Raw genomic sequence first — 22,094 nt, 5'->3', positions numbered from 1 at the left:
CGGTGTCGTCGTTTCGTCACCGGTGTGCCGCCAGCGCGATTTCCCGTCCCAGCGGATGCCCCTGCGGTGCGTCGAACAACCGCGCGACGCCGTCGAGCGGACTTCCCAGCGGTGCGGCGACGTCGGCGTCGGGAATCGATGCCCGTACCCGTTCGACGAATCGTGCGCGCAGAGCGTCGTTGCCGGTGATCACCTTTCCGGTCCAGCTGATCCGCGGAGGCGCCGGCCACCGCGGTGCGACGTTGCGCGCCGCCGTGCACACGGTGTGCGCCAACTCGTCGGCCGCATCGTCGATGATCTGTGTCGCGACGAGATCGCCATCGTCGGCCGCGGCCGCCACGACGACGGCGAAGGCCGCCACCTTCGAGACTCGGTCGGGATCGGACTGCACGGCGACATAGAGTTCGGGAAGCGGACCGAAGTGCTGCACCGTGAGCGCCTCCAGCGTCGTCGCGGCGGCGCGACCGTCGAAGGCCCGCAGCGCTGCGGCGATTCCGGCGCGGCCGATCCAGTACGCGCTTCCGGCGTCGCCGAACAGGTACCCCCATCCATCGACGCGCCCGACGGTGTCCGCCGACACCCCGAGCCCGACGATCCCGGTGCCCGCCGCGACGACGGCGCCGAAGTTCCAGCCATTGCTGCCGAGGTACGCCGACACCGAGTCGTGTGCGAGTGCCACCCGGACGATGCCGAGTTCACGACAGGCCGCAAGCAGTTCGTCGGGTCGGGAGTTGGCTGGCGTGAGACCCGAAATCCCAACGGCGAGTTCATATTCGGCTGGTCCGGAGAGGTCTGCGAGCGCCGTCGAGAGATATCCGCGCAGCTGCCCGACCAGCGGTCGGTCGGTGTAGATCGGGCCGGCGTCGACCTCGCCGAGCCCGTCGATCCGCATCCGCGTACCGGACTGGCCACCGTCGACGGCGATTCGCTGAGCCATCAGCTGAAAGTACACTGCAGCTCATGAGTTTCTTGACCCCCGTCGCGGTCTGGGTCGGCAGTATTCCCTGGCTCCCGCGATTTCTCCCGTGGATTGTGAAGGGCGACAAGGCGATTCAACGGCTGAGCCGCAACCGCGTCGCGTTGCTCGACATCGCGGGGCTGCCCAACGTGACGTTGTTCGTGGTGGGCCGCAAGTCGGGTGCCCGACGATCGACCCGCCTGCTCTGCGCGCCGACCGCGCAGGGATGGCTGATCGCGGGTTCCTACTTCGGAGACCACCGCACGCCGGCGTGGGTGTTCAACCTGCGTGCGGTGGACAAAGCGCAGGTCGGTGTCCACGGCGTCGAGACCGACGTCGCGGTCACCGAACTCGACGGTGCCGCCTACGACGCCGCCTGGCAGACGCTGGAGGCCGTGTGGCCCAACTTCGCGCTCTATAAGCAGCGGACCGATCGCAAGATTCCGGTGTTCGAGTTGCGACGTTTGACTTAAGTCGGCTATTCGCCCTGGTACCGCGGCTGGCGCTTCTCGAAGACGGCGGTCATCGCCTCGGTGAGGTCGTTGCTGGGCATGAAGGCCGAGTTCCACACCGCGACATAGCGCAGCGATGCCGCGATGTCGGCGGCGCGCGATTGTTCGAGCACCGTCTTGATGCCCTGGACCACCAGCGGCGGATTGTCGGCGATCTCGCGCGCGGTGGCGCGCGCTGCGGCGAGGGCCGCTTCCTGATCGTCGAGGACGTCGTTGAGCAGGCCGATCCGCTCGGCTCGGGCGGCGTCGATGTCCTTGCCGGTCAGCGCGAGCTCGCGGAAGTGGCCGTCGCCGATGATCGCGGGCAGTCGTGCGAGCGACCCCATGTCCGCCACGATCGCCACGCGGACCTCACGGATGCTGAACTTGGCGTCGGCGCTCGCATAGCGGACGTCGGCGGCGCTGATGAGATCGACGCCGCCGCCGATGCACCAGCCGCTGACCGCGGCGACGACCGGCTTGCGACACTCCGCGACGGCGTTGATGCCGGACTGCATCGCGATCACGTGGTCGTGGAACGCGGTGCGCGGCGCGGCCTTCGCGCCGTCGGCGAGTACGGGTCCCAGGGTGCCGCTCATCGCGGGCAGATCGAGGCCGTAGGAGAAATTCGCGCCGGATCCGGTGATCACCACCGCACGGACCGCGGGATCGGCGTCGAGCTGGCGGAACAACACGGGCAGCTCAGACCAGAAGTCGGGGCCCATCGCGTTGCCCTTGCCGGGGCCGATCAGGGTCACCTCGGCGATGTCGTCGGCGATCGCGACGGTGAAGGCTTTCCAGTCGAGGGAAGTATCAGTCATGGTGGAAAACGCTACCCCGCGCACTCCCGTCGATTGGAACTGTAACGTGTTCTAGCAGTAGGCAAGGTAAAGGAGCGGCGTCGATGATGTTCGGACATGTGATGGAAGACCTGACTCCCGAGGAGATCGCCGCGGCGAGCCAGTTGTACGCGCCGCTCGCCGATCGAGTTCGGGAACTCGTTGCGGCGACGGTACTGACCGAGGTGCCCGCCCCCGACGTCGCGAAGGCGATCCAACTCATCGAGGAGGCGACGGCGCTGCTCGGCACCAAAGCAGTCGAGGGGTCATTCGGCGTCCGCTGGACTCCCGACGGCAAGCGACGTACCTGGGGCAATGCGATCGTGGGACTGCGTAACCCCATCGCCCCGCCGCTGGACATCCGCCAGCGCGGCGACCTCACTTACGCCGACGTCGTGATCGGCCCGCAGTACGAGGGGCCGCCGACGCTCGTGCACGGCGGCATCATCGCGGCGATGCTCGACCAGGTTCTGGGCGACGCCGCGGTGAACGCCGGCGTCCCCGGCATGACCGGCACGCTGCGCATCCGCTACAACAGGGGCACGCCGCTGGGTCCCATCCGTGTGCAGTCCGCCGTCGACCGCGTCGAGGGGGTCAAGACCTTCGTCTCCGGCCAGGTGATCGTCGACGACGCCGTGACCGTCGAAGCCGAGGGCATCTTCATCCTGCCCAAGGCGGTCCGCGACCTCGGCGACAACCCGCCCCCGGGCATCCTGGCGCCGGGAGATTAGGCGTCCGGCCGAGGCGACCACCCCGCTCCGCGAGTCATGTCGGCGAGGCGACCACCCGCTCCCCGAGTGCCGAAGCGAGCTTCGGTGTACATCGTCGCTCCGCGAGTCATGTCGGCGAGGCGACCACCCCGCTCCCCGAGTGCCGAAGCGAGGAACGAGCTTCGGTGTAACGAGGGGCCGGTGAGACGAAGAACCCAAGCCCCCTCCTGCTGGTTGAGCGAGGCGCAGCCGAGTCGAAACCACGCAACAACGACCGCCCCGATCCGCGAAAGCTGGTGTGGCACCGTGGTTTCGACTCGCGCCTGCGCTAGCGCCCCGGCCCGGCTCAACCAGCGGGACGCTACTGCCGCGCCCCGACGACGTCGTAGCGGGCCATGATGAACGCCTTGTTCCGGTCGAGTTCGCGCAACTCGAGGTCGTAGGGTTTGGTGAACAGCGGTCGGCCGGCGCCGAGCGTCACCGGCGCGTAGCAGATCACCAGGTCGTCGAGCAGTCCCGCGTCGGCGAACTGAGTCGCGAGATCACCGCCGCCGACGATCCAGACGTCCTTGTCGCCGGCGGCGTCGATCAGTGTCTGCCGGAAGTCAGTCGGTTCGCCCGCGACGATGTGCACGTTCTCGGCGATCGGACGCAGTTGCCGGTGCGTGAAGATCCAGGTGGGTTGGGTGTACTGCCAGGCCTCGCCGGTCCGCGCATTGCGCGCGAGGATCCACTCGTAGGTCGTCGCACCCATCACCACCACCCCGACGTCGGCGATGAACTCCTTGTAGTTGAGCGGCCCGTTCTCGTCAATGGGTTGGGTGAAGAGCCAGTCGAGATTGTCGGCGGCGTCGGCGAGAAAGCCGTCGATGCTCGATGCGGTGTAGAAGCGGAAACGTGTCACGGGTCTGCCTTTCGGGTCAGGTGTCGGCGTGCCAGGTGCGGCGATGCCACATGATGGGGTCGGGATCGGTTGCCGGAGAACTTAATTCGACGCCGGCGTCGGCGAGCATCCAGCGCAGCAGCTGTCGGCGATGTGCGGCGAAGGTGATTTCGTGTGCGACGATCTGCGACATCAGAAACGACTCCGGCGGTTCGCACAGGGCGTCGATGATCATGTCGGCCCATGCGTCGCGCCGCTCGACGTCGCGGATCATCGCGAGCCAGCGTGGGGCGATGTTCTCGTGATCGGTGCGCAGCGACGCCACGTCATCGGGGCCGTCGACGTTCGGCGCGGCGGCGCCTTCGACGGTGGCGAGCCAGGGGAGCTTCGCACGAACCAGTCGGGTGAGGACCGCGGCGATCGATTCCTCCAGACCGTGCCACTCGAGCACCCGATGTCCGGCCAGGCGCACGCGGCGGTAGTCGTCGTCGGCGAGTGCCGTGCAGACGCTCAGCAATTGCGTGGTGTCGTCGAGGTCGTGGCGGACCAACAGGGCGAGGACATCACCGGCGGAATGCTCCGACGCCGCGCCCGAATCGACGTACAGGACGGTGGGGGAGTGAAAGTGCAGGCCGTTCGGCGCGGGCAGCCAATGGCCACGTTCGGCAGCCGGCGGCATCGCGGTCGGCGGGTGTCCGAACGCTCGGGCGAATGCCCGCGAGAAGCCCTCGACCGACTCGTACCCGGAATCGAACGCGCAGTCGGTCACCGACGTCCCGCGCTGCAACAGCCACGCCGCGCGTTCGAGTGTCACCCTGCGCCGCAACGCGACCGGAGACTCACCCGAGCGTGCCCGCACCTGCCGGGTGAAATGGAACTCCGAGGTGTGGGCGTCGCCGGCCATCGCGGTCAGGGATCGGTTGTCGGCGTCGAGCACGGCGTCGAGCAGGCGCCGCCACGGATCGGGATCGTGCGTGTCATCGGCCATGTAAGCAAGTATCGGCCGCCGTCGCCCGACGGCGCTTGACCGTTCTTGCTCAATGTGGCGACGCATCGATTCGACGACGATCCCCGGTCGATACAGTGGTCGCATGGGACTGGCCGACGTGGTACTCACCGGTGGCGACGACGTGCTCGATGCCTACCGAAAACTCTTGGGCCCCAGCGTCGATGGGACGTGGTCACTGCCGAATGCACGGCTGCGCGTAACCGCGGCGCCGCAGAATCTGGTCCTCGTCGGCGTCGACGACGCGGCGTCGACCACGCGACTGCTGACGCGCCGGGGCCTGGAGCTCGACGCCATACCGGACGGTCTGCGAGCCCGCGACCTTCCCGTCGGAATCACATCGTCGAGCGTGGCGCCAGGCAGTGCGGGCGGCGATGCGGGCATCGTCGCAGTCGATCACCTGGTGTTCTTCGCTGCCGATCGCGACCACGCCGTCGCATTGTTCGGCGCGACGCTGGGAATGGACTTCCGTCTGGCGCAATCGATTCCGGGAGTCACCGACCCCGAGCAGGCTGCCGCCGTCACCCAGCTGTTCTTCCGGGACGGCGAGCTGATCATCGAGGTCGTCGCGAAATCCGATGTGCCGGAAAAGATTTCGTTCTGGGGTATCGCCTGGCGCACCGAAGACCTCGAGCTGAGCGCGCAAGCGTTGCGCGACAACGGCTTCGACGTCAGCGAGATCCGTGCCGGACGTAAGCCAGGGACCCGCGTGTGTACCGTGCGGGATCGGACGCTCGCTGTTGCGACGCTGCTGATCGAGCACTCGCGTGGTGCGCGCACGTGACGTAACGCCGCCTGCGGTCGGCGGCGCTCACTGTGCGCTCTCATAGGACACGAAGTTGTAGCCGGGGTCGCGTACTTCGACGGCATTACGCCACACCAGGTAGTAGTACCCGCGATTTCGGGCGACGTAGTAGCCGCGGACTCGCTCATAGGAGGCCGCAAACACACCCGTGTGACCGGTCTCGCGCAGGGTGCCGCGGTATTGGAACGCGCCGGACGGGAATTGGCAGATCCGCACGACCGCAGTCGCGGTGGATACCGAGTGCACCTGGCTGCTTCCGGCCGCGCAGTAGGCGGCGGGTGCGGCCGACGCGGGTGCGGCGAGCAATGTGGTCGCTGCCGCGGCTGCGACGACCGCGGCGCCTGCGGCAAGACGAGAGCGTGTAGTCATGCTGTCGACCGTAAGAGCAGTCCGCCGTTCGCGCGATGGGCAGAAGTACCCGGGGAGAAGTACCCATCGGCGTCGGATCCGGCAGGAATAGGACCGCGGTCCGTTTATGTTGAGCCGGGTGAGAATCCCAGAGAGGGGACAGCAATGACGAGCACCACGGTCGAGCTCGGACTCGACACCTTCGGCGATGTCACCGTCGACGACAACGGCGAACGCACCAGTTATCCGCAGGTCATCCGCGATGTGATCGACGAGGCGGTGCTCGCCGACGACGTGGGCGTCGACTTCTTCGGCGTCGGCGAACACCATCGCGACGACTTCTCCATCAGCGCACCCGACGTCGTGCTGGCGGCGATCGCCGGCCAGACCGAACGCATTCGGCTCGGCACCGCGGTCACCGTCCTCAGCTCCGACGACGCGGTGCGCGTCTACGAACGATTCGCCACGCTCGACGCCGCGTCGTCGGGCCGGGCCGAGGTGATCCTCGGCCGCGGTTCGTTCACCGAGTCGTTCCCGCTGTTCGGATTCGACCTCGACGACTACGAGATGCTGTTCGAGGAGAAGCTCGATCTGTTCGCGGAGCTGCGCAAAGAGGGGCCGGTGACCTGGTCGGGCCGGCACCGCTCGCCGCTGGCGAACAAGGAGGTCTATCCGAAGACCGACTCCGGGCGGCTCACCGCGTGGATCGGCGTCGGCGGATCACCGGAATCGGTCGTGCGATCTGTTCGCTACAACATCCCGATGATGCTCGCGATCATCGGCGGCGACCCGGCGCGATTCGTACCGTACGTCGACCTGTACAAGCGCGCGCAGGAGCAGCTCGGACCCGACGTCGGGCTGACCGGCCCGATGCCGCTGGGCGCTCACTCGCCCGGGCATATCGCCGAGACCGATGAGCTCGCCATCGAACAGGCGTGGCCGCACGCCAAGTTGATGCATGACCGCATCGGAGCCGAACGCGGCTGGCCGCCCATGCACAAATCGCAGTTCCTGTCCGAGGTGGCGCAGGGGTCGCAGTACGTGGGTTCGCCGGAGACGGTTGCGCGCAAGATCGCGAACACCGTGCGCACGCTCGGCCTGGACCGCTTCGATTTCAAGTACGCCAGCGGCCCGATGCCGCATTCGCAGCTGATGAAGAGCATCGAACTCTACGGCACCCGTGTGATGCCGCGCGTGCGGGAGCTCCTCGCCGAGGAACCCGTTGTGGCGCAACGATGATTCTCGACGATCACACGGGTCGTCGGGTCATCGCCCGGGTTACGCTGCTCCGACGAAAGGTCGCCGGTCCGAGCGAACCTCCGTCGAATCGAAGGCGGTGATTGTGATGTGGTTCTTGATAGTGGTGGTTGCAGTGGTTGTCGTCGCGTTGTGTGTACTCACGGGTTCCGGGCATGGCGGTCACGGCTCGAGCGGTTCGTCGGACGGAGGCTGGGATTTCGGGGGTTGGGACGCCGGAAGCTGGGGTGGTGACTCCAGCGGTGGCTGCGGGGACAGCGGCAGCGGTGGCGGAGCCGATAGCGGCGGCACCTGCTAGCCGCGCGGGCGTTCTGATGCCGACGCGGTGGGCTGGGCCGTTGAGGGTGCTGATGTGGTGATCGGGCCGCTCGACCAACCCACGGGGGGCGGCGCGACTGTCGGGTTATCGGAGAAGCGGTGAACCGATAGTCCGTCTCGTGTCTGGACCCGTCGAACGGTGGGAAATCACGCTCCGTAGGTGAACCGCAGATTTGCGTTGATCAGCACGTTCATCCTCTTACGCAGATGCCCGGTGAGGCTCGCGTCCGGTAGTTCGCCGTCGACGTCTAGCGTCCACATGAGATCGGTTCCCCCATCCGCATCCGCGAGCTCGAAATGGATCCGGGCATCGGGCCGGCGCTTCCACAACGACGACCAGGCGACGCGGTCAGGCGCACGCGAGTCGAGTACCTCGGGTTCCATCTCATCGTCGAGCAGGATCAGCCACGGTCGTACGGCACTGCGGTGCGGATTCACGAGATCGTCGGATACCGCGTGCGGCGGCGCGGGCAGGTTCCGCTTGCGCTGTCCGATCCGCTCCATGCTGGAGACCCTAACGCTGTCAGATCTGATCCGCCTATCCGCCACGCATCCGTTATGACCGCGGATAGCGCGAAACCGGGCCCCTGAGCGGAGCAAACGCGGGGGGAGCATCTGCCCGGCTGAGGGGCACCGGTTTGCCGGTGCCACCGACGCCGATGCCTCGGGCTGGCGCGGCCCGAGGCATCGTTCGACCGACTGATCTCAGTCGCGGGACTCCACGACGTCGTAGTCGCCGTCGGCGTAGCGCGCCCGGATCACCTTCTTGTCGAATTTGCCGACCGAGGTCTTGGGAACCTCGGCGACGAACGCCCAGCGCTCCGGGATCTGCCAACGTGGCACCACGCCGCCGAGGAATTCGCGCTGCTTGGCGATGTCGGCGTCGGCGGCGTCCTTGACGACGGCCAGGACGAACGGCCGCTCATCCCACTTCTCATCCGGGACCGCGACGACGGCCGCCTCGGCGATGGTGGGGTTGCTCATCACGGTGTTCTCCAGTTCGACCGAGGAGATCCACTCGCCGCCGGTCTTGATGAGGTCCTTGGTGCGGTCGACGATCGTCATGAATCCGTCGGCGCTGATCGACGCGACGTCGCCGGTGCGCAGCCACCCGTCGTGGAACTTGGCGGGGTCGGAGACCGGGCCGTCGGGGGAGTAGTACGCGCCGGTGATCCACGGTCCGCGGACCTCCAACTCGCCGACCGCTTCGCCGTCCCATGGCTGCTCGGAACCGTCGTCGGCGATGAGGCGAGCCTCCACCGACGCCGGGAAGCGTCCCTGCGTGACGCGGTAGGCGAACTCGTCGTCCAGGTCGTCGACGCCGAACGGCGGCCGCGCGACCGAGCCGAGCGGCGAGGTCTCGGTCATGCCCCACGCGTGCACGATCGGGACGCCGTAGCCGTCGAACTTGCGGATCATCGACGGCGGCACTGCGGCGCCACCCACGACCACCTCGCGCAGATGTGAAATGTCTTGCGGCACAGCGTCGAGCTGCGCGGCGACGCCCTGCCAAATGGTCGGGACAGCGGCCGCGAAGGTCGGCTGGCCGGCTGCCATGATCGCCAGCAGCGGCTCCGGTTGCAAGAAGCGGTCCGGCATGATCAGCGTGATGCCCGACATCATCGCGGCGAACGGCAGGCCCCACGACATCACGTGGAACATCGGCACGATCGCCAGGACCGAGTCGGCGTTCGACAGCGCCATCCCCGACGGCAGGCACACCTGCATCGAGTGCAGCCAGATGCTGCGATGGGAGTAGACGACGCCCTTGGGGTCGCCGGTGGTGCCCGAGGTGTAACACATGACCGCGGCATCGTTCTCGTCGACCTGCGGCCACGCGTAGGCGGTGGGCTCGTCGGCGATCAGTTCGTCGAACTGGTGCACCGTGACACCGTCGGGCGCGGTGAACGCCGACGCCGGGCCGTTGACGACGATGACATGCTCGACGTTGGGAGTCGCGGCGACATACTGCGAGAGCATCGGTGCGATCGACGCGTCGACGAGGATCACGCGGTCCTCGGCGTGCTTGATGATGAAGACGGCCTGCTCGGGCGACAACCGCAGATTCAGTGTGTGCAGTACGGCGCCCATCGCCGGGACGGCGGCATAGGCGACCTGATGCTCATTGTTGTTCCACATGAACGTGGCGACGCGATCTCCGCGCTGCACACCGAGTTTCGCAAGCGCATTGGCCAGCTGAGCAGCCTTGTCGCCGACCTCGGCGAACGAGATGTCGCGCAGCTCGGTGCCCGTCCAGGTGCGGATCTTGGCTTCGGGAAATACTCGCCGACTGTATTCGACCAGTCGGGCGATCGACAGCTCGCCATGCTGCATCGTCGATTGAATCATCGCTTGTCTTCTCCTTGTTTACTGCACGGAAGCGGACATTTCGGGTACGTGGAACCGCAACCCGGCGTGTTGAGTTTCACACGTGCGTCGATCGATGGATCAAGCGGGGAGGGCTTTCGCCGCTCGTTCAGTCGTCGCGGGTGCTGCTCGTCAGGTGCCATGAGCCGCACTGGCACCGGTAGGTACGCAGCGACACGGTCCGCCAGGTACCCACTGACATCGAGGTGATCGCGGCAGCGGCGTCGGCTCGACTGGTGAACGCGGTCTTCGACGGGGTCGGGCATCCGACGAGTTCGTCGGCGATTCGACGGTGCAGCCGCCGCGTAGTCGAATCGGCGGCGCGCGCGGCGGTGCGTTCTTCCATGAGCCGGTAGTACCGCTCGAGCTCGTCGTCGTCGAATGCCGCCACGTCAACCGATTTTGCCAGATCCGGCAGCTGCTCGATCGCCACCAGCGCAGAAATACGCAACTAATGGTTGCCTATGGCGAACGGTCGTCGTACAGTAATAAGCAACCAAAGGTTGCATATTGATGGGAGTCGCAGATGACCGAAGGCAATGACCCAGAACTGGGCAGCATCACCCGTGAGATGTACATCGACGCCACCCCCGACATCGTCTACGAGGTCGTCAGTCAGCCCGAACACATCACGCAGTGGTGGTCGGACGAATTGACGCTCGACGGCGATGAACCGGGCGCGTCGGGCGTGATCTCCTTCGGTGAACCCGACGGGCCCGACTTTCACGCCGAGTCGTTTCAGATCGTCGAGGCCGTCCCGCCTACCACCTTCTCGTTCCACTGGTGCTATCCCGACGACGACGCCGAACTCGCCGGCCGGGCGCTGTTGGTCACCTTCACCCTGACCCCGCGGGGCGCGGGCACGTGGGTGTCCATGACGGAGACTGGATTCCGTGAAAAGGGTTGGGAGGCAGCAGTATTGGAGCAGATTTACCACGATCACGTGCAGGGATGGGGGCAGCACCTGCCGGTCCTGATCGCCTACGCCGAGCAGGTGGGCGCACGGCGAACGGCCCCGCGATGAACGACGACGTCGACGATCGACTGTGGTCGGCCGTCGGCGACCCGATGCGACGGCAGATGATCGACCTCTTGCTCGTCGACGGCGTCGCCACCGCCACCGTGCTGGCCGATCGACTGCCGGTGACCCGCCAGGCCGTCGCCAAACATCTGGCCGTACTCGACCGCGCCGGCTTAGTGCATCCCACCAGCGTCGGACGGGAAGTCCGCTATCGGGTCGACGAGGCGCAACTGGCGCGGGCGGTGACCCAACTCAACGCGGTCGGCGCCGCATGGGACCGCAGGATGCAACGCATCAAGCGTCTCGCCGAGGCCATCCAGCAGGCGAAGAATCCCGACAACAATCAGCCGAAACAAAAATAAGGAGTCATCATGTTCACCATCGTTCATCGCATCGCCACCACCGAGCCCGCCGAGAAGGTGCTCGACGCACTGACCACCATCGACGGCCTCGCTGACTGGTGGACCACCGATGTGTCCGGCAGCGCGTCGGCCGGTGGAATCAGCGCCTTCCGCTTCGGTGAGAACGGCGGCTTCGACATCGCCGTCACCTCGGTCGCCCCCGACCACGTCGGATGGCACGTCGTCGACGGCCCGGCCGAATGGATCGGCACCGACATCGATTGGCGCATCACCCGCGACGGCGACTACAACGTCGTGCTGTTCGAGCACCGCGGATGGCGTGAGCAGGCTGAGTTCATGTACCACTGCAGCACCAAGTGGGCGGTCTTCCTGCAAAGCCTGAAGGCGCTGGTGGAGACCGGAACCGGCGCCCCCGCGCCGCGCGACGTGCAGATCTCCAACTGGCACTGAGCGCAATGCGATGGCCGGCCCATTCGGACCGGCCATCGCATTGCTCAGTTATTCAGTTGTCGCACTTGCCGATTCGCTCAGAAGCGGTCAGCGTCGGCTACCTTCGCCCAGGCCTTGACGAAGTCCGCTACGAACTTCTCCTTGGCGTCGTCGGCGCCGTAGACCTCCGACACGGCACGCAGCTGCGAGTTCGCACCGAAGACCAGGTCGACGCGCGAACCGGTCCAGCGGGTCTCACCGGTGTTCAGGTCGACGCCGACGTAGGTGCCGTCGTCGGCCGACGACGGAGCCCACGCGACGTCGATGTCGGTGATGTTGACGAAGAAGTCGTTCGTCAGGGTGCCGGGAGCGTCGGTCAGGACGCCCAGCGCCGAACCGTCGTAGTTGGCGCCCAGGACTCGCAGTCCGCCGACCAACACCGACATCTCCGGGGTGGAGAGGCTGAGCAGGTTGGCCTTGTCGACCAGCAGGTACTCGGCGGGCAGTGCGGCACCCTTGCCGAGGTAGTTGCGGAAGCCGTCGGCGCCGGGCTCGAGTGCGGCGAACGACTCGACGTCAGTCCACTCCTGGGTGGCGTCGGTGCGGCCCGGGGTGAACGGAACGGTGATCTCCACGCCGCCGTCCTTGGCGGCCTTCTCGATCGCCGCTGCGCCGCCGAGCACGACGACGTCGGCGAACGAGACCTTGGTGTTGCCCGACTGTGCCGAGTTGAACGCCTCGACGACGCCCTCGAGGGTCGAGATGACCTGCGCGAGCTCGTCGGGGTTGTTGACCTCCCAGCCGGCCTGCGGCTGCAGGCGGATGCGGCCACCGTTGGCGCCACCGCGCTTGTCGCTGCCACGGAACGACGACGTTGCCGCCCAAGCGGTCGAAACCAGTTGTGCCACAGTCAAACCGGTCGCCAGGATGTCGGCCTTCAGCTTGGCGACGTCGGCGTCGCCGATGAGGTCGTAGTCAGCTGCGGGAACCGGATCCTGCCAGATCAGAACTTCCTGCGGGACCTCCGGGCCGAGGTAGCGGGCGATCGGGCCCATGTCGCGGTGGGTCAGCTTGAACCATGCGCGCGCGAAGGCGTCGGCGAACTCCTTCGGGTTCTGTTGGAACCGCTTGGAGATCGGGCCGTAGATCGGGTCGAAGCGCAGCGCGAGGTCGGTGGTGAGCATGACCGGCGGGTGCGTCTTCTCCGCATCGTGGGCGTCGGCGACGCTGTCGGAGCCGGCACCGTCCTTCGGGATCCACTGGTGGGCGCCCGCGGGGCTGGTGGTGAGTTCCCACTCGTAGCCGAACAGAGTCCAGAAGAAGTTGTTGTCCCAGGTGGTGGGGGTGGAGTTCCAGGCGCCCTCCAGGCCCGACGTGATGGCGTCGCCGCCGACACCGGTTCCGTAGGTGCTCTTCCAGCCCAGGCCCATCTGCTCCAGCGGAGCGGCTTCCGGCTCCGGGCCGACGTTGTCGGCGGGGCCGGCACCGTGGGTCTTGCCGAAGGTGTGGCCGCCGGCGATCAGCGCGACGGTCTCTTCGTCGTTCATCGCCATCCGGCCGAAGGTCTCGCGGATGTCGACCGCGGCGAGCAGCGGGTCCGGGTTGCCGTTGGGGCCCTCGGGATTGACGTAGATCAGACCCATCTGGACCGCTGCGAGCGGGTTGTCGAGATCGCGTTCACCGGTGTAGCGCTCATCGCCCAGCCAGGTGCGCTCCGGGCCCCAGAAGACGCCCTCGGGCTCCCACTTGTCTTCGCGGCCGCCGCCGAAACCGAAGGTGTCGAAGCCCATCGACTCCAGCGCGACGTTGCCGGCCAGCACGATGAGGTCGGCCCAGGACAGCTTGCGGCCGTACTTCTTCTTCACGGGTCCGAGCAGGCGGCGAGCCTTGTCGAGGCTGGTGTTGTCCGGCCACGAGTTCAGCGGCGCGAAGCGCTGCATGCCGGTGCCCGCGCCGCCGCGTCCGTCACCGATGCGGTAGGTGCCCGCGGCGTGCCACGCCATCCGGATGAAGAACGGGCCGTAGTTGCCCCAGTCGGCGGGCCACCACGACTTGGAGTCGGTCAGGACGGCTTCGATGTCGCTCTTGACCGCGGCGAGGTCGAGTGTCTGGAACTCCGCGGCGTAGTCGAAGTCAGCGCCTTCGGGGTTGGAGATATCGGGATTCTCTTGCAGCACTTTGAGATCGAGCTGGTTGGGCCACCAGTCACGGTTGCCGCCACCCTCGACGGGCGGCTTGATTCCGCCGTGCGCAACGGGGCAGCCGCCGGCTGCGGGTTCGGTGTTGGCTTCGCCGATGGGGGGATGTTCGACCGACACGATAGACCTTTCGAGAGTGTTCTTTGGGGCTGACGTTGAAGAACTGCGGACAACGGGTACTACTCGGTTTGGGCTGGCTTACGGGCTGACGACGTCCTGCGGGGAATCACCGATCGTGCTGGTTCCCGCGCACTGCGGGCACAGTCCCCAGTAGATGACCTCGGCCTCGTCGATGGCGAAACCGTTGTCGTCGACGGCGTCGAGGCAGGGTGCCTCACCGACCGCGCAGTCGACGTCGACGATCGTCGCGCATGATCGGCACACGGCGTGGTGGTGATTGTCGCCGACGCGCGACTCGTAACGCGCGACCGAACCCGAGGGCTGGATGCGTCTGATGAGCCGAGCGACGGTGAGTGCGTGGAGCACGTCGTAGACCGCCTGACGGGACACGCTGGGCAACTCGCTGCGCACGGCATCGAAGACGGTCTCGGTGTCAGCGTGGGGGTTGCCGTCGACCGCCGTCAAGACAGCCAACCGTGGCTTCGTCACACGCAGATCGGCTGTGCGCAACCGTTCGGCGTGGGTGGATGACTCGGCCATGCATTCACCTTAACGACGCTGTGACCAAAGGGAAAGTGTTTTCTGGAATTAATCCAGATTAGTGAGATATGCGCTGGTAGCGGGCCTGCGATCTGCGACACGCCGAGTTCATCATGACCCACCGGCCCCCGATGGTGGGCGGAAATGCGGATTTGTACGCGTCCGGCGTGCCCGGGCGGCGTGGTGTGTTGGGGTGTGTGGTCGCCGATCTGTCGTACCGACGGACAACGGCTCGCCGACGCGGGACAATGGGCGTCGAATACCGTCGTCGACCTGTGGAGCAACCATGACCGTCCGACTCAATCCCTACCTCAGCTTTCGGGACAACGCCCGCGACGCGATGGAGTTCTATCGCAGCGTGCTCGGCGGCGAACTGGAGGTGATGACGTTCGAGCAGATGCCCGGCTCCGACCCAGCCGAGGCGGACAAGATCATGCACTCGATGCTGACCACGCCCGACGGCCTGGTCCTGATGGGTGCCGACACGCCGAACGCGATGCCGCTCAACGTCGGCGACTCGATCACCGTGTCGCTCTCCGGAGACGATGTCGAGACGTTGGGCGGATGGTTCGAAGCGCTCGCGGACGGCGGCACCGTGACCGCGCCGTTCATGCAGGCGCCGTGGGGCGACACGTTCGGCATGCTCACCGACCGCTTCGGCGTCAATTGGATGGTGAACGCGACCGCGGCCTGAGTAGGCCTCAGACCAGCGCGAGCAGCACGCCGACCGCGACGAACAGGCAGCCGAACAGCCGGTTCAGGTTGCGTTGCCCTCGTTCGCTGCGAGTGATGCGCCTGAACCCGCGGGCCACCAGGGCGAAGAACAGCCACATCACGGCGATGTCGACGACGCCGATGGTGACGCCTATCGTCAGGTACTGCGGCAGCAGAGGATCGGCGGTGGCGACGAAGCCCGGAATGAACGCGAGCAGGAACACGATGGCCTTCGGGTTGAGCAGGTTCACCCACAGGCCGCGCAGAAACATCGACCACGACGACTCGCCGGCGAGCTGCTCGACAGCCTCCTCGGACAGGTCGGGGCGCCGAAAGAATTGGCGCACACCGAGATACACGAGGTACGCGGCACCGAGATAGCGCACGACGTCGAACGCGGTCGGTGATCGCTGGATCACGACGCCGAGTCCCGCGGCGACGATTGCCAGCTGGATCATCAGGGCGGCCTGCTGACCGAGAATTCCCCACAGTGCGCGGCGAAAGCCGACGTTGAGCGAATTGCTCATCGTGTTGATCGCCCCGGCGCCCGGGGTGAAGCTGATCAGCAGGCAGGCGGAGAGCAGCGCCAGCCAAGTCGCGACATGCACTCGGCGAGGTTAGCGCCCTAGGGTGTGGTTTCGTCGACCGGCGCCAGTGCCCAATCGACGAGGCTGCGAAAACTCCATTCGAGTTCGTCGTAGGTCGACGTGGTGCCCAACTCGTGGCCCACCAGCAGCATCATCGCCAGTCGGGCGATGTGCTCGGCGCGTGCGGCGTCGCCGATGATCGCGGTGTAGGTCTCGGCGATGACGGCGACACGGTCGGCGTCCACTTCGGCGACGGCCTTCGCGACGTCGGGGTCGCTCGCCGACCAGATCCGGATGGCGGCTTCGGACGCGTAGGGGAGATTCAGGGACACCTCGACCAGTGCGTCGAAGCGCTCGCGCGGGTCGTCGATCGACTTGATGGCGTCGATGAGCACATCACTCTTGCTGTGGCGCCAGTATTCGATGAGCTTCTGGCAGTACGACGCCCAGTTGGGGAAGGCGTAGTAGAACGAGCCGGTCGTCGTCGACGTCTCGGTGCAGATCGCCGCGAGTTTGAGCGCGGGATAGCCGTCACGGGCGAGGATCGCCAAGCCCGCGTCGAGGTATCGCAGCTGCGGGGAAGTGGGATTCGACACGACGATCTCCTGTGACCTGTTGCACGGACGCTATAACAAGACTTATAGTACCTTTGTAAGTCGACTTACGACGCTGTCGACACGTCTGGAGGATGACCATGGCACTCGATACACTCGCCCACGTCACAGCGACCGTGGCGGCGCTGCCGAGCGCCGCGATCGCCAAGCGCAAGGCAGCCAAACGCAATCCCAACGAGGGTCTCGATCCAGCCGAGGACTACACCGAGATCTATCGCAACCTCACCATCTACGAATTCCCGTGGGACATGAACCAGTCGCTGAGCTTCGCGCTGTTTCGGACCTACGCGGTCCCCAGCATCGGCGCCCTGCTCGATGAGACCAGGCAGTTCTGCGACTTCACCCAGAAGCGCTATGACGACACCGCGCTGCTCCTCGAAGCGCCGTTGATCGACGGATTCGACAGTGCCACCGGCAAATCCGCGATGCGTCGGATCAACCAGATGCACAAGATGTACGACATCTCCAACGACGACATGCGCTATGTGCTGAGCACCTTCGTGGTGGTGCCGACGCGATGGATCGCCGACTACGGATGGCGTCAGTTGACCGACGCCGAGGTCCTCGCCACCGTGCATTTCTACCAGGATCTCGGCCGACACATGGCGATCAAAGACATCCCGGCGACATATGACGAGTTCGCCGCCCTGATGGACTCCTACGAGGAGGCACATTTCGACTACGACGCAGGTGCGCGGCGTGTCGCCGACGCCACCAAAGAGCTGATGACCACCTTCTATCCACGACCCGCCCGCAGCGCCGTCGAGGTGTTCAGCCGGGCCCTGATGGACGAGCCGTTGATTACGGCGTTCGGCTATCGGCAACCACACGCGGCGGTGCGCGCGGTGTCGCACGGCGCGTTACGACTGCGGGGGCGGCTGCTGTCGGTGATGCCGTCACGTACCGAACCGCAGTACACCCGCGACCTGCCGAACATCCGCAGCTACCCCAACGGCTACGACCTGGAAAAGCTCGGCACCTTCGCGAAGGGGTGTCCCGTCCCGCATTGAGCGGTCGACGTGGGTCGGGTCAGGTCGTCATCAACCGCCACAGCCCGATCAGCCCGACGACGACGATGACGGCACGCAGCACCGTCGGAGTCAGTCGGCGTCCGTAGCGGGCGCCGACGACGCCGCCGGCCAGCGAACCGATCGCGATCAGCCCGGCCACCACCCAATTGATACGGTCGACGGCGACGAACGTGTAGGTCAGTGCGGCAACCACATTCACGATCAGCGACAGCAGATTCTTGGCGGCGTTCATCCGTTGCAGGTCGCCGGGAACGATGACCCCCATCACGCCGACCAGCAGAATCCCTTGCGCCGCGGTGAAGTATCCGCCGTAGACGCCGACGGCGAAGGTTGCGACGGCCAGCGCCACGATCCGCCCCGGGGTCAGCAGCGCGGCGTCGAGTCTGGGGGAGTCCTCGGCGACTCCGACGCGTGCGGCGGCCCACCGCCCGATCGCCGGCTGAGCCACCACCAGGATCAGCGCACCGACGAGCAGTACCGGCACGACACTTTCGAATACCTTCTCCGGCAGGTGCATCAGCAGAAAGCAGCCGAGCAGAGCGCCGAGGAAAGACGCCGGGATCTGCCACTTCAACTGCGGCCACTGGCCCGACAGCTCACGCCGGTAGCCCCAGGTTCCGGAGACGCCGCCGGCCACCAGTCCGATCGCATTCGACATCGTCGCACTGACCGGCGGGATGCCGAACGCCACCAGCGTCGGGAAGGTGATCAGCGTGCCGCTGCCGACGACGGCGTTGATGGCACCCGCGGCGACTCCCGCGAGCGCGACGACGACCAACTCCCAGGCGCTCATACCCGCACACTATCGGTCGGCGAGAATATCGCCTTGCACCGGTCGTCGAGTACGCCGAGATTCTCTATGCGTGCTCGCGTCACGAGGTTGTCGCTCGCGAGGCAGGGCATGATCACAATTGAATAGCGATAAGCGGCATGGCGCATAAGTCGGGGAGACTCGGCGAAGGGTGGGTGACAACCCCCGCCCGAAGCGATTCGGGTACCCGATGCACTCTGAGCCGAAATCCTTCATCTCCGGGTGGAGGCAGATTCGAAGCGACACCGCTGGCGCCGGAGCTTTTCGACGCCGGGGGAGCCGATCGGTGACCCATCGCCCCAAGCCGGGGCGTTGTGCAGAAGCGACGGAAAACTGCGGCAGGGGAAGGGAATCACAGTCCGAGACGGTCAGTCGAGGGCGGATCCTACAACCGTGGGCGCGGTGCAGGGCTGCTTCGCGCGAGAGATCGAATAGAAATGACAATCGAAAGGTCGAGGGTGCGCGGTATTCCGATGCCAAAAGTATCGGAGCCGCGTGGGAAAGTGCATCCTCAGTCGAATGCTTCATTAACTCAATTGGCAGAGCGATTGATTTTCAAATCAGTATGTTGCCGGTTCAAGTCCGGTGTGGTGCGACTACAAGCGAAAGCCTTTTCCCCGACGATGACGCGAAAGTGTCCCAATTTCTGACTCAGCAATGCCCCGCACACCTTCACCCCCGTGAGCCCCCGTAGGCTTTCGGGGATGTCTGACCTCAACTGGGCGCTGTCCGACGCGCCGTCGCAGAGTGGCCGGGTCGCCGTGGTGACCGGCGCCAACTCGGGTATCGGTCGGGAGACCGCTCGCGGGCTGGCGCAGCTCGGCGCCCGGGTGATCATGGCCTGCCGCAACGTCGAATCCGCCCGCGAAGCACGCGAGGACATCCTCGGCGGGCTGCCCGACGCGATCGTCGACATCGTCGCACTCGACGTCAGCTCACTGGAGTCGGTGCGCTCGGCGGCCGCGGAAATCATCGGACTCACCGAAGCCGTCGACCTGGTGATCGCCAACGCGGGCCTTATCGCCAGCGAGTACGCCCTCACCGTCGACGGATTCGAGATGGACTTCGGAACCAACTTCCTCGGTCACTTCGCGCTGGTCGGACGCCTGCTCGACCACGTCGCGCCGGGCGGCCGGATCGTCACCGTGGGCAGCGTCGCGCACCGGCGCGGCACGATCGACTTCGACGACATCGACATGCGCCGCAGCTTCAGCGTGTCCGCCGCGTACTCGCGATCGAAGCTCGCACAAATGGTGTTCGCCACCGAACTCGACCGTCGGCTGTCGGCGTCGAATCGAGAGGTGACGTCGGTGATGGCGCACCCCGGCGCGTCGCGCACCGGCGTGATGCGGGGGCATAACCGTTTGTTGCAGTGGGGTTTTCACAGCCCCAAGACGCGTCGGCTGGTGCACCTGTTCATTCAGGAGCCGCCCGAGGGCGCGTTGCCCACGCTTCGCGCCGCCACCGATCCGTCGGCGCGCGGCGGGCATTTCTACGGGCCCTCGGGCCGCCTGCAATTCACCGGTGCACCAGTTCTGGTACAGGCGGCCGACGCTGTCTACGACCCCGACCTGGGCGAGGGCCTGTGGGTCCTCGCAGAGAAGTTGACCGGCGTCGACTACCTTTGACCGCCCGGGACATTTGCAGGGTGTCGCACTTAAAGCGTTGTATGACGTTGCGTTCCTCTGCCGGTTGAGCGAGCGGAGCGAGTCGAAACCCGCCGGCCGGGCGATGACGCAACCCGGAGCGTCACAGTGGTTTCGACTCGGCTTCGCCTCGCTCAACCAGCAGGATGCGGCGAAGCAGGATCCGCGCACGATATCAATACCACTAGGCGCGACACGCCTTAGTCCACGACGATCTGTGGACGCTGCCACGCCAGGGCCGCGCCAGCGGCGAATGTCGCCGCCAACAATGCGACCACACCCACGGCGATGGCCGTCGAATCTCCGACCAGACTCGGCAGGTTCGCGAGAATCAGGATCAACACCCCGGTCAAGCCCAGCACCGCGAGACTCGGCGCGACCAGCGCCCTCGACGCCGGGACCGTCAGCTCACCCTCTCGCCGTCGGCGAGCGAAGAACAGCGGCACGGCGATCGACGTCGCGAGCAGCAGAGTCACGATGCCGACGGTGGAGACGCCGGCGAACCACGTGTACAACTGCGTCACCGGATCGAGGTCGGCGAGGACGCCGATGATCAAGAACACGCCGACCACAACCGATACTGCGGCCGACGCCAGATGCGGTGACCCGTGATGCTGGTGGGGGCGGCCGACGTGCGACGGCAGCGCCGACCGCTGTGCCAGCGTGAAGACATAACGCGAGCCGATGTTGTGAAAGGACAGAATGCACGCGAACAGACTGGTCACGAACAACACCTGAATGATGTGGCCGCCGACCGCACCGAGATAGCGTTCGGTGGTCTGTGCGAGCAGCGTATCCGGGGTCGACTGCGCCTTGGCAACGGCCGTGTCATCGCCCCATCCGCTGAGCAGCGCCCACGTCGACACGGCGTAGAACACCCCGATCAGCCCGAGTGACAGGTATGTCGCCCGGGGAATCGTGCGGTCGGGATCGCGGGCTTCGTCACGGAACACCGCGGTCGCCTCGAACCCGACGAAGCTCAGGATCGCGAACAGCAGCGCGATGCCGGGAGCGCCGGACAGTACGGTGTGGATGGATGCGAACCCGGTCGACAGGCCATGGTCGCCGCCCTTGCCGACGATCACGGCGTCGAGGACCAGCACGATCGCCACCTCGGCGATCAACAGCACGCCGAGAACCGTGCGCGACAGGTCGATGTTGCGGTGCCCGAGGACGGACACGACCGCGAAGGCGACTAGAGCCCAGACGGCCCAATGCAATTGGGGGAATCCCCACGATTCGACGAGCGCCTTGGCGCCCTGGCCGATCAGCCCGTAGACGCCGATCTCCAACGCCAGGTAGGAAATCAGCGCGACGAACGCGAACCCGAGTCCGGTGACTCGCCCGAGTCCCTTGCCGATATAGGAGTAGAAGGCGCCGGCATTGGGCACATACGGCGTCAGTGCGGTGAAGCCGACTGCAAAGAGCAGCAGGATCACAGTACTGACCGCGAAGGCGGTGGGCAGTCCCGCGCCGTTTCCGAGGCCGATGCCCAGTGGCACCGGCCCGCCGATGACTCCGAGCGGCGACGCCGCGGCCACGACGATGAAGACGATGCCCCACACGCCGAGCGACCCGGTGAGTCGTTGTCGTTCAGCGGGTTTCGTGGCTCGGGTCGCCGTATCCGGCGAGGTTTCGATGATGGTCTGGTCGGTCACGTCACAAGTTCCTCACGGTGTCTGGAGACGGCGAGGGGCCGTCGGGTGCAGACACCGTATCGACGCACGGCCGTCACGAAACCGGTTGAACCACCGACGATTTAATCTCCCGGCTGCGTACCGAGCCCGTCAGAAGGTGCGCCGATTGAGCGAGGTGGTCGGAAGGTCTGCCGACTGAGCGAGGCGTCAGCCGAGTCGAAATCACCGCGGCACACGAATTACCAACTGTTTCATGGCGTTTGGTGGTCGGCTTGCGTGGTTTCGACACGGGCCTGCGCTAGCGCTTCGGCCCGGCTCAACCAGCGGATGGGACCCCTCAACCAGCGGGTGGGCCCGTCAACCAGCGGGTGGCGGCCCCTCAACCAGCGGATGGGGCCGCTC

General features: G+C 66.1%; 24 protein-coding genes. 10 read left to right on the top strand and 14 right to left on the bottom strand.

Annotated elements, in window-relative coordinates:
- Positions 1–16: 16 nt before the first annotated feature.
- Entirely contained in the window at positions 17–937 is a 921-nt protein-coding gene (locus HH308_RS25315; RefSeq protein ID WP_211188842.1) for an N-acetylglucosamine kinase, read from the bottom strand.
- Between the two features lie 23 nt (positions 938–960).
- Here HH308_RS25315 and HH308_RS25310 point away from each other — a divergent pair, with 23 nt between their 5' ends.
- The gene (locus HH308_RS25310; protein WP_170197046.1) at positions 961–1,431 is read left to right on the top strand and encodes a nitroreductase family deazaflavin-dependent oxidoreductase; all 471 of its coding nucleotides are present in this window, start codon (positions 961–963) and stop codon (positions 1,429–1,431) included.
- 5 nt (positions 1,432–1,436) lie between these two features.
- Here HH308_RS25310 and HH308_RS25305 read toward each other — a convergent pair whose 3' ends face one another.
- Positions 1,437–2,270: a crotonase/enoyl-CoA hydratase family protein gene (locus HH308_RS25305; RefSeq protein WP_170197045.1), complete on the bottom strand. Its 834-nt coding sequence runs from the start codon at positions 2,268–2,270 to the stop codon at positions 1,437–1,439.
- An 86-nt stretch (positions 2,271–2,356) separates the two neighbouring features.
- On the opposite strand from HH308_RS25305, the gene HH308_RS25300 reads away from it, so the two are divergent.
- Complete coding sequence (locus HH308_RS25300; RefSeq protein WP_170197091.1) at positions 2,357–3,019, top strand: PaaI family thioesterase; 663 nt, start codon at positions 2,357–2,359, stop codon at positions 3,017–3,019.
- Positions 3,020–3,359: 340 nt separating this feature from the next.
- Here HH308_RS25300 and HH308_RS25295 read toward each other — a convergent pair whose 3' ends face one another.
- The gene (locus HH308_RS25295) at positions 3,360–3,902 is read right to left on the bottom strand and encodes a dihydrofolate reductase family protein (RefSeq protein WP_170197044.1); all 543 of its coding nucleotides are present in this window, start codon (positions 3,900–3,902) and stop codon (positions 3,360–3,362) included.
- 16 nt (positions 3,903–3,918) lie between these two features.
- Positions 3,919–4,869 (bottom strand): helix-turn-helix domain-containing protein, encoded by a 951-nt coding sequence (locus HH308_RS25290; RefSeq protein ID WP_170197043.1) that lies wholly within the window; start codon positions 4,867–4,869, stop codon positions 3,919–3,921.
- A gap of 103 nt (positions 4,870–4,972) precedes the next feature.
- Between HH308_RS25290 and HH308_RS25285 the strand changes: the two genes are divergently transcribed.
- Positions 4,973–5,671 (top strand): VOC family protein, encoded by a 699-nt coding sequence (locus HH308_RS25285; protein WP_170197042.1) that lies wholly within the window; start codon positions 4,973–4,975, stop codon positions 5,669–5,671.
- Between the two features lie 27 nt (positions 5,672–5,698).
- Here the strand turns inward: HH308_RS25285 and HH308_RS25280 are convergent, their stop codons facing one another.
- Positions 5,699–6,061 carry a hypothetical protein gene (locus HH308_RS25280; RefSeq protein WP_170197041.1) on the bottom strand — a complete coding sequence of 121 codons (363 nt, stop codon included), beginning with the start codon at positions 6,059–6,061 and terminating at the stop codon, positions 5,699–5,701.
- 144 nt (positions 6,062–6,205) lie between these two features.
- Here HH308_RS25280 and HH308_RS25275 point away from each other — a divergent pair, with 144 nt between their 5' ends.
- Positions 6,206–7,279 carry an LLM class flavin-dependent oxidoreductase gene (locus HH308_RS25275; RefSeq protein ID WP_170197040.1) on the top strand — a complete coding sequence of 358 codons (1,074 nt, stop codon included), beginning with the start codon at positions 6,206–6,208 and terminating at the stop codon, positions 7,277–7,279.
- A gap of 483 nt (positions 7,280–7,762) precedes the next feature.
- Here HH308_RS25275 and HH308_RS25270 read toward each other — a convergent pair whose 3' ends face one another.
- From HH308_RS25270 to HH308_RS25260, 3 genes are all read right to left on the bottom strand, one after another.
- The gene (locus HH308_RS25270; protein ID WP_170197039.1) at positions 7,763–8,119 is read right to left on the bottom strand and encodes a hypothetical protein; all 357 of its coding nucleotides are present in this window, start codon (positions 8,117–8,119) and stop codon (positions 7,763–7,765) included.
- Between the two features lie 201 nt (positions 8,120–8,320).
- Positions 8,321–9,964 (bottom strand): long-chain fatty acid--CoA ligase, encoded by a 1,644-nt coding sequence (locus HH308_RS25265; protein WP_170197038.1) that lies wholly within the window; start codon positions 9,962–9,964, stop codon positions 8,321–8,323.
- Between the two features lie 127 nt (positions 9,965–10,091).
- Entirely contained in the window at positions 10,092–10,433 is a 342-nt protein-coding gene (locus tag HH308_RS25260; RefSeq protein WP_246284836.1) for a hypothetical protein, read from the bottom strand.
- Positions 10,434–10,508: 75 nt separating this feature from the next.
- Between HH308_RS25260 and HH308_RS25255 the strand changes: the two genes are divergently transcribed.
- Genes HH308_RS25255 through HH308_RS25245 form a run of 3 tightly spaced genes read left to right on the top strand, consistent with a single transcriptional unit; the run spans position 10,509 to position 11,815 of the window.
- Entirely contained in the window at positions 10,509–11,006 is a 498-nt protein-coding gene (locus HH308_RS25255) for an SRPBCC domain-containing protein (protein WP_170197037.1), read from the top strand.
- A complete protein-coding gene (locus HH308_RS25250; protein ID WP_170197036.1) occupies positions 11,003–11,365 on the top strand; it encodes an ArsR/SmtB family transcription factor in 363 nt (120 codons plus the stop codon). Before HH308_RS25255 ends, HH308_RS25250 begins: the two co-directional genes overlap by 4 nt.
- 9 nt (positions 11,366–11,374) lie before the next feature.
- Positions 11,375–11,815 carry an SRPBCC family protein gene (locus HH308_RS25245; RefSeq protein ID WP_170197035.1) on the top strand — a complete coding sequence of 147 codons (441 nt, stop codon included), beginning with the start codon at positions 11,375–11,377 and terminating at the stop codon, positions 11,813–11,815.
- Positions 11,816–11,892: 77 nt separating this feature from the next.
- Here the strand turns inward: HH308_RS25245 and katG are convergent, their stop codons facing one another.
- Both katG and HH308_RS25235 read right to left on the bottom strand, forming a co-directional pair.
- Positions 11,893–14,112 carry a catalase/peroxidase HPI gene (gene katG, locus HH308_RS25240; RefSeq protein WP_170197034.1) on the bottom strand — a complete coding sequence of 740 codons (2,220 nt, stop codon included), beginning with the start codon at positions 14,110–14,112 and terminating at the stop codon, positions 11,893–11,895.
- Positions 14,113–14,190: 78 nt separating this feature from the next.
- Positions 14,191–14,652: a Fur family transcriptional regulator gene (locus HH308_RS25235; protein ID WP_170197033.1), complete on the bottom strand. Its 462-nt coding sequence runs from the start codon at positions 14,650–14,652 to the stop codon at positions 14,191–14,193.
- A gap of 286 nt (positions 14,653–14,938) precedes the next feature.
- Between HH308_RS25235 and HH308_RS25230 the strand changes: the two genes are divergently transcribed.
- Entirely contained in the window at positions 14,939–15,346 is a 408-nt protein-coding gene (locus HH308_RS25230; RefSeq protein ID WP_170197032.1) for a VOC family protein, read from the top strand.
- A gap of 7 nt (positions 15,347–15,353) precedes the next feature.
- On the opposite strand, the gene HH308_RS25225 is transcribed toward HH308_RS25230, so the two are convergent.
- Positions 15,354–15,974, bottom strand: a complete 621-nt coding sequence (locus HH308_RS25225) for a LysE family transporter (RefSeq protein ID WP_170197031.1) — start codon at positions 15,972–15,974, stop codon at positions 15,354–15,356.
- A gap of 17 nt (positions 15,975–15,991) precedes the next feature.
- Entirely contained in the window at positions 15,992–16,549 is a 558-nt protein-coding gene (locus HH308_RS25220; RefSeq protein WP_312870851.1) for a TetR/AcrR family transcriptional regulator, read from the bottom strand.
- 98 nt (positions 16,550–16,647) lie between these two features.
- Here HH308_RS25220 and HH308_RS25215 point away from each other — a divergent pair, with 98 nt between their 5' ends.
- A complete protein-coding gene (locus HH308_RS25215; RefSeq protein ID WP_170197030.1) occupies positions 16,648–17,577 on the top strand; it encodes an oxygenase MpaB family protein in 930 nt (309 codons plus the stop codon).
- 19 nt (positions 17,578–17,596) lie between these two features.
- Here HH308_RS25215 and HH308_RS25210 read toward each other — a convergent pair whose 3' ends face one another.
- Positions 17,597–18,391 (bottom strand): sulfite exporter TauE/SafE family protein, encoded by a 795-nt coding sequence (locus HH308_RS25210; RefSeq protein ID WP_170197029.1) that lies wholly within the window; start codon positions 18,389–18,391, stop codon positions 17,597–17,599.
- Positions 18,392–19,113: 722 nt separating this feature from the next.
- On the opposite strand from HH308_RS25210, the gene HH308_RS25205 reads away from it, so the two are divergent.
- Positions 19,114–20,037 (top strand): oxidoreductase, encoded by a 924-nt coding sequence (locus HH308_RS25205; protein ID WP_170197028.1) that lies wholly within the window; start codon positions 19,114–19,116, stop codon positions 20,035–20,037.
- A gap of 218 nt (positions 20,038–20,255) precedes the next feature.
- Here HH308_RS25205 and HH308_RS25200 read toward each other — a convergent pair whose 3' ends face one another.
- The gene (locus HH308_RS25200; protein ID WP_312870850.1) at positions 20,256–21,713 is read right to left on the bottom strand and encodes an APC family permease; all 1,458 of its coding nucleotides are present in this window, start codon (positions 21,711–21,713) and stop codon (positions 20,256–20,258) included.
- Positions 21,714–22,094: the final 381 nt, after the last annotated feature.

The organism is Gordonia asplenii, from assembly GCF_012933505.1.
In the GTDB taxonomy this organism is placed as follows: Bacteria; Actinomycetota; Actinomycetes; order Mycobacteriales; family Mycobacteriaceae; genus Gordonia; species Gordonia asplenii.
The sequence above is the reverse complement of the archived record's forward strand: the minus strand, read 5'-3'. Positions and strand labels throughout refer to the sequence as shown.